Origin of the sequence: Kitasatospora sp. NPDC056273 (assembly GCF_042268845.1) — a bacterium.
In the GTDB taxonomy this organism is placed as follows: domain Bacteria; phylum Actinomycetota; class Actinomycetes; order Streptomycetales; family Streptomycetaceae; genus Kitasatospora.
The window spans coordinates 26,702-33,035 of the sequence record NZ_JBHJSJ010000024.1 but is presented as its reverse complement, the minus strand read 5'-3'; the positions used below and the strand labels follow the sequence as shown (position 1 = coordinate 33,035).

The window sequence follows — 6,334 nt, the reverse complement described above, 5'->3', positions numbered from 1 at the left end:
GGGGGGGGGGGGGGCCCCCCCCCCCCCCCCCCACCGCCGTCAGCGCCGACAGCGCGCTCCGGCTACCTCCGCTCGTCCTCGATCAGCCCGAACTCCTGCATCAGCTCGCCGATCTCGGTGGCCTCCAGCCGGCGCAGCAGCCGCTTGCGCAGGAACTCCGGCCCGGGCAGGTCGAGTTCGGCGCCGTCCCGGAGCCGGGTGGTGGCGGCGAGCAGCTTGCGCACGTCGTAGGTGGAGTTGAACACCTCGGGCACGCCGCGCTCGACGTCGAGCAGCCGGTAGACGGCCTCCATGCCGGTGCGCACGGAGTACTCGGTGGTGAAGATGCAGTCCCGGGTGGTCTCCGCGAACTGGCCGATGAAGGCGAAGTTGACGGCGCCCTCCGGCACCACGTCCGGCCGGTCGCCCGCGTGCCGGGGCAGGAAGAAGGACGTCACGTACGGCATCATCACCGGCACGCAGCGGGCGGCGTTCGCGGCCAGGTCGGGGATCTCGCCGACCGGGACGCCCAGGTGGTACAGCCACTCCTGGGTGATCTCCTCACCCGTGCAGTCCTGCATCGGCTTCTTCACGAAGTCGCCGGGTCGGTCGACGAACAGCGAGTAGACCCAGACCACGATCCGGTCGGCGGGCTGCTGCTTGAAGTGCGGCTGGCGGTTGACCGTCCAGCTCAGCAGCCAGGAGGAGTCCCGGGCGGTGACGATGCCGCCGGTGACCACCCCGCCGCCGAACGGGTCGCGCCGGGCGACCTTCTGGATGTAGCGCGGGATGCGCGGGTCCAGGGTGGTGACGGTCGCCGACTCCCACTTGCTCTCCGGGATGTTGCCGCAGAACACCTCGGGGCGGCCGAAGGCCGGGTCCTTGGCGGCGATCCGGCGCCACAGGTCCCAGGCCGGGGCGGGGCCCTCGTCCAGCCGGGCCGGGGTGTGCTGGTCGCCGTCGTCGGAGTTCTCGGTGAGCGAGCCGATGGTGGTGAACACCAGGTCGTCCGGGCCGAGGTCCACCCCGCCCTCCCGGCCGGCCTCCCGCCAGTGGATCCGGGTGGCCTGCTTGCGGCCGGGGGAGCCGTCGCTGCCGGGGGCGAGGTCGAAGTCGATGTCGGTGACCTCGACCTCGTAGCGGAACCGCACGCCCTGGTCCGTCAGCCAGCGGGTCAGCGGCAGGACCATCGACTCGTACTGGTTGTACTTGGTGAACTTCAGCGCGGACAGGTCCGGCAGGCCGCCGATGTGGTGGATGAAGCGGTGCAGGTAGAGCTTCATCTCCAGCGCTCCGTGCCACTCCTCGAAGGCGAACATGGTGCGCCAGTACAGCCAGAAGTTGCTGTCCAGGAAGTTCCGCGAGAAGACCTCGTCGATCCGCTTGCCCTCCAGCTCCTCCCGGGTCGCGAGGAAGACCCGGACCAGGTCCTTCTGCGCCTTGTCGTCGAGCGCGAACAGGCCGTCGGTGCGCGCGTCCTGGCCCCGCCGCTCGGTGACCCGCTGGAGCGAGAAGTTGGGATCGTCCTTGTTGAGCCAGTAGAACTCGTCGAGGACGGAGGCGCCCTCGACCTCCAGCGAGGGCACCGAGCGGAAGAGGTCCCACAGGCACTCCATGTGGTCCTCCAGCTCGCGCCCGCCGCGGACCACGAAGCCCTTCTCGGGCACCTCGATCCCGTCCAGCGCGCCGCCGGCCAGCTTCAGCCGCTCCAGGACCGTGATCCGCTCGCCGGGCACCTGGCCGTCCCGGACCAGGAACGCCGCCCCGGCCAGCGCGGCGAGCCCCGACCCGACGAACCAGGCCCGCTTGCGGTCGGCCCCCTCGGGCTTCCTCGGCCGGGCGAACGCCTCGTAGTTGCCGCTGCTGTAGTACAAGCCCGTGCTCCCTAGAACGTTCGACATCGAACCGCCCGGCGGGCATGCCGAATCCCGGCGGGCCGTCTCCATCCACCCATCCGGCGGTGATCTTCGCCCGCTGAGTAGGCCGAACGGGTGAGACGCGGGTGGTCCCGGCGGCGCGGGAACCCGGCGGGCCGCGTATGGAGCGCGTTGGGAACGCCCTCCGGGACGTCAGGAAGCCGTCAAGGAGCGCAGGTCAGCCCCGGCGCGGCGGTTGGCTGGGGGGCGACGGAGAACACGACCACACGAGGACGGAACATGCACGGCAACGGGCGGCACGAGGACGGCGCGGCACCCAGGGTGGTGGTCGGGGTCAGCGGCTCGCTGGGGAGCCTGGCCGCACTGCACCGCGGCGCCGCCGAGGCCCGCGACCGCGGCGCCGTCCTGGTGCCGGTGCTCGCCTGGGAGCCCCCCGGCGGCGAACACGGCTACCGGCGCTCGCCCTGCCCGCCGCTGCTCGCCGCCGTCCGGGAGGCCGCCGACCAGCGGCTGCGGGACGCCCTCGACGCGGCCTTCGGCGGCGCCGACCCCGGCGTGCCGATGCGCCCGGTGCTGGTCCGCGGCGACACCGGCCCGGCCCTGCTGCACATCGCCGACCGGCCGGACGACCTGCTGGTCCTCGGCCACAGCGGCGGCCCGCTGCGCCGCCGGCTGCGGCGCGCGGTGCCCGCGTACTGCGCCCGGCGGGCCGGCTGCCCGGTGCTCACCGTCCCGGCCCCCGAGCTGCTGCACGACCTGGAGGCCCTGCACCGCCGCACCCGCTGGCACCTGCCGGTCGGGCCCGCGCCCGAACTCCTCGCGGCGGAGCGGTAGTCCGCGGTGCGGATGTACTCGGCCCGCCCCGGCGGCACCCGCTACCACCCCGTGCTGGAGCGGCTGTCGGCCGGCACCGCGGGCAGCGTGGCGCTGCTCGCGGGCGGCGGAGTGGCGCTGGTGCTCGGCGTCCTCGGCGAACTGCACTCGGGCCCGCTGCCGTACGCCGGCTACCTGGCGCTGTGCGCCCTGGTCGGCCGCCGCTCCCGGCCGGCGGCCGCGCCGCTGATCGGCCTGGCCGCCTGGCTCTGCCGCAACGCCTTCGCCGAGCACCACCACGGCGAACTCGGCTGGGCGGGACCGTGGGTGGAGGCCGGGCACTACGCGGTGTTCACCGCCGCCGCCCTGCTGGCCGCCCTGCCCGCCGCCCTCCCGCGCCGCTCGGTGCGGGTGGCGCTGCTGCGCCCGGACCGCCCGGTCTGAGGCGCGGCCCGTGAACGGTCCGCCCGTACGGACGGACCGCGCCGAGGAGCCGGGGCTCCGGCCGGTATCCGGAGCCCCCCGGCGAACCGGTGGGGACAGGTGGCCGGGCGCGCGGAGCGGTCGACGGTTCGGACAGCGGGCCCGCCCGTACGGACGGGCCCGCCGCGACCGCCCCGCGCGCCCCGGTCACAGGCGCGTCCCGGTCGGACGCGCGGGGACGTGCGGGGACGCGCGGGGGACGCGCGCCTACAGCGTGAGCATCGTGCGGTGCGCCACGGTGGTGTCCTGCAAGGGTTTGAGCGCGAGCCGGACCAGGGCCAGGGCGTTGTCGTCCCCGGCGATCCGGTTGGCGCTCAACTCGCCGCAGGACAGGCACTGGTGGATGATCATCCACTCGCCGTCGGCGCGGACCGACAGGCTCAGCACCGTCATCCGGCCGCCGCAGCCGGCCGCCCGGTCGCCGGGTGTCCGGCCGTCGACATGACGGCTGGCCAGGCAGTTCGGACAGTGGTTGCGGTGGGCGGTGCCGGGGGCGTCCAGCGGGACGTCCAACCGGCAGTCCACGCAGCGGAAGGCGTGCGCCCGGTGCCCGCCCTGCCCGTGCAGGACGTCCTTGTACCGCTGTGGGCGGCGGTCCCGCCGGCCCCCGCCGCCGGTGTTCTTGCGTCGTGGCATGGTTCGGTCCTCCCTCTTCCGGGCGCGCTTCAGAGGGTGCCGAACGCTTCGAGCGGGAACGGCGGTTGGGCGAGCGGACGGACGGCCATCCGCATCAGGACGAGCTGGTTGTCGTCCGTGCAGACCGGGGTGGACGTCAGCTCGTCGCAGCGCACGCACCGGTGGACGACCGTCCAGTCGCCGGTGCGCAGCACGGCGATGGCGATCGGCGACATCCGGCCCAGGCAGTCGCTCGGCCCGCCCTCGACGTGGTCGAGGACGTGCTGCGAGTGCAGGCAGGACGGGCAGTGGTTGCGCCGCGTGCCGTCGGCGGCGTAGGTGGAGACGGTCAGACCGCACCAGGCGCAGGCGAAGGTGGAGGTCTTCAGAACGGGGGGAGTGCTGGAGGTGCTGGACACCCGGGGTGCTCCTTGCTGGGGGGTTCGTGCAGTGGCAGCAAGAGCAGGCCGAGCGGCCTCGACTGGTCGTCAGGCGATGCTCGTCAGACGGTGGTCGTCGGACGGTGGCGAGGCGCACTCGGCGCGATCCGGGACATCAAGACACCCTCTCCGGTTGGGCGGCAGCCCGGGTCGATCGGTACGGAACGGCGTCAGCCTAATCACGCCGGTCGCCCGGGCGCCAACGGTTTTCTCCCCGCTCGGGCCCTTGCCGCGGCGCCGGACATAAGGGCGCGCACGATGTCGGTATGGAGGTGACCAGGATGCCGTCGGCGCTCGGTCCCGGCCCCGGCCCTGCCGACGGTCCGGGCTCCCGGTCAGTCGTCGGCGGGCAGCTCCGCCGGGACGGCGAGCACGTCGACCAAGGCCTCGCCGCGCAGGACGGTGAGCGGGAGCGGGCGGCCGATCGCATCCGCCAGCATCAGGTGCTGGAGGGCCTGGGCGCTGCCCATCGGCTCCCCGGCGGCGGTGAGCAGCAGGTCGCCCTCGTGCAGCCCGGCGCGGTCGACGGGCGCGCCGGGCACCACCTCGACGATCCGCAGGCCGGTGCGCTGCCCGGTGCGGTGGCGCAGGGCGGGCGGCAGGGGCGCGGGCACCCCGGCGAGGCCGAGGTAGGCGCGGCGGATCCGGCCGTCGGCGAGCAGCGCGGCGACGATCCGGCGGCTGGTGGCGTCGATCGGGACGGCCAGGCCGAGCCCGTTCCCGGCCACCGCCGTGGTGATGCCTACCACCTCGCCGTCCGCGGTGGCCAGCGCGCCGCCGGAGTTGCCCGGGTTGAGCGCGGCGTCGGTCTGGATCACGTTGTCGATGACCCGCACCGCGCTGCCGGAGCGGGCCGGGATCGAGCGGCCGAGCGCGCTGACCACGCCCGCCGTGACCGACCCGGCCAGGCCCAGCGGGTTGCCGACGGCCACGACCAGCTGCCCGACCCTCAGGCCGGTCGCCTCGCCGAGCGTCACCGGCGACGGGGTGGGCCCGTCGGCGCGCAGCACGGCCAGGTCGGAGAGCGGGTCGGCGCCGATGGTGTGGAAGGGGGAGGTGGTGCCGTCGGCGAAGGCCAGCGTCCCGGCGTCGGCGTGGCCGACCACATGGGCGTTGGTGAGCAGGAACCCGTCCTCGGTGAAGACCACCGCCGAGCCGAGCGCGGTGCTGAACCAGCCGCCCCGGCCGCGCCGGGGCACCTGGAGCGCGGCGACCCGCGGGGTCAGCGCGGCGGCGACGGAGGTGACGACCCGGGAGTAGGCGTCCAGCGGCGCCTGCGCCTCGGGGACCAGGCCCGGCCCGGGGAGCGTGTCGGCCATGGTGCTCACCCCTCTCGCGGGCGCGGTTCTCACGATGGCACCAGATGGCAACAACGGTGGGGCGCCCGGTCTTCCGGGCCTGCCGCCGGCGCCGTCCTGACGCTTTCTTGACGTGCGGAAAATGCCCAAGAGAAGGAAAAGCGAGCGTATAGTCCGAGTAAAGCCGCAGTCGTGGGAGGGCCGATGGAAACGACCGTGCCGGAGCCGGACCGGCGGGACTCGCCGGTCTCACCGAACCCACCGAACCCACCGGACTTGCCGGATTCGCCGGTCTCGGCGGGCGACCCGGCCGCGCCGGGTGCCCTCGACCCGCTGCTGCGCCCCACCCGGGAGGCGCTGCTGGCCCGCCGCGCCCACCCGGCCCCGCGCTGGAAGCGCCTGCTGCAGCCGGGCCCGTCCGGTCCGGCGGCCTGGATCCGGCCGGAGGCCGACGCCCAGGCCGAGCGCCTCGGACGCCGTACGCCCGGCACCGAGCACGTCCTGCTCGCCCTGCTGGCCGTGCACGAGGTGGCCCGCCACGAGCCGCGGCCGGTGGAGGAGGACGGCGCCGGCGAACTGCTCGCCGGTCTCGGTCTCGACTACGCCAGGGCGCACGCCGCGCTCGACTCCGGCGAGGTGACGCTGCCCGCCGACCCTCGCTCGGTGGAGGCCTACCTGGCCGACGTCGCAGGTCAGGGCACTGATCGGTTGCTCCGGGCGTTGCTGGAGGAGGACACCCGGGCCCGACGCCTGGTCGACGCCCTGCGGGGCTGAGGGCTACGCGCCTGGGGCCCGCGTGGCCGCGACAAGCCGAGAAGCCGAGAAGAAG

7 protein-coding genes are annotated in these 6,334 nt (G+C 74.6%); 3 read left to right on the top strand and 4 right to left on the bottom strand.

The window, feature by feature from the left end:
- Window positions 1-62 precede the first annotated feature (62 nt).
- On the bottom strand, window positions 63-1,853 hold the full coding sequence (locus tag ACFCY1_RS22125) for an oleate hydratase (protein ID WP_375875706.1): 1,791 nt from the start codon (window positions 1,851-1,853) through the stop codon (window positions 63-65).
- A gap of 282 nt (window positions 1,854-2,135) precedes the next feature.
- Between ACFCY1_RS22125 and ACFCY1_RS22120 the strand changes: the two genes are divergently transcribed.
- Both ACFCY1_RS22120 and ACFCY1_RS22115 read left to right on the top strand, forming a co-directional pair.
- The gene (locus tag ACFCY1_RS22120) at window positions 2,136-2,690 is read left to right on the top strand and encodes a universal stress protein (RefSeq protein WP_074005738.1); all 555 of its coding nucleotides are present in this window, start codon (window positions 2,136-2,138) and stop codon (window positions 2,688-2,690) included.
- A 6-nt stretch (window positions 2,691-2,696) separates the two neighbouring features.
- On the top strand, window positions 2,697-3,113 hold the full coding sequence (locus ACFCY1_RS22115) for a hypothetical protein (protein WP_375875705.1): 417 nt from the start codon (window positions 2,697-2,699) through the stop codon (window positions 3,111-3,113).
- A gap of 246 nt (window positions 3,114-3,359) precedes the next feature.
- Here ACFCY1_RS22115 and ACFCY1_RS22110 read toward each other — a convergent pair whose 3' ends face one another.
- The 3 genes from ACFCY1_RS22110 to ACFCY1_RS22100 all read right to left on the bottom strand — a co-directional run bounded on the left by ACFCY1_RS22110 (window position 3,360) and on the right by ACFCY1_RS22100 (window position 5,526).
- The gene (locus ACFCY1_RS22110) at window positions 3,360-3,788 is read right to left on the bottom strand and encodes an RNHCP domain-containing protein (RefSeq protein ID WP_049655418.1); all 429 of its coding nucleotides are present in this window, start codon (window positions 3,786-3,788) and stop codon (window positions 3,360-3,362) included.
- 29 nt (window positions 3,789-3,817) lie between these two features.
- Window positions 3,818-4,186: an RNHCP domain-containing protein gene (locus ACFCY1_RS22105; protein WP_049655414.1), complete on the bottom strand. Its 369-nt coding sequence runs from the start codon at window positions 4,184-4,186 to the stop codon at window positions 3,818-3,820.
- 356 nt (window positions 4,187-4,542) lie between these two features.
- The gene (locus ACFCY1_RS22100) at window positions 4,543-5,526 is read right to left on the bottom strand and encodes a S1C family serine protease (RefSeq protein ID WP_375875704.1); all 984 of its coding nucleotides are present in this window, start codon (window positions 5,524-5,526) and stop codon (window positions 4,543-4,545) included.
- A 255-nt stretch (window positions 5,527-5,781) separates the two neighbouring features.
- Between ACFCY1_RS22100 and ACFCY1_RS22095 the strand changes: the two genes are divergently transcribed.
- Window positions 5,782-6,279: a Clp protease N-terminal domain-containing protein gene (locus ACFCY1_RS22095; RefSeq protein WP_375875703.1), complete on the top strand. Its 498-nt coding sequence runs from the start codon at window positions 5,782-5,784 to the stop codon at window positions 6,277-6,279.
- Window positions 6,280-6,334: the final 55 nt, after the last annotated feature.

Bases quoted from the DNA above. Each gene is read 5' to 3' on its own strand.
- ACFCY1_RS22120 (WP_074005738.1), top strand. From the start codon at position 2,136: ATGCACGGCAACGGGCGGCACGAGGACGGCGCGGCACCCAGGGTGGTG.
- ACFCY1_RS22110 (WP_049655418.1), bottom strand. From the start codon at position 3,788: ATGCCACGACGCAAGAACACCGGCGGCGGGGGCCGGCGGGACCGCCGC.
- ACFCY1_RS22100 (WP_375875704.1), bottom strand. From the start codon at position 5,526: ATGGCCGACACGCTCCCCGGGCCGGGCCTGGTCCCCGAGGCGCAGGCG.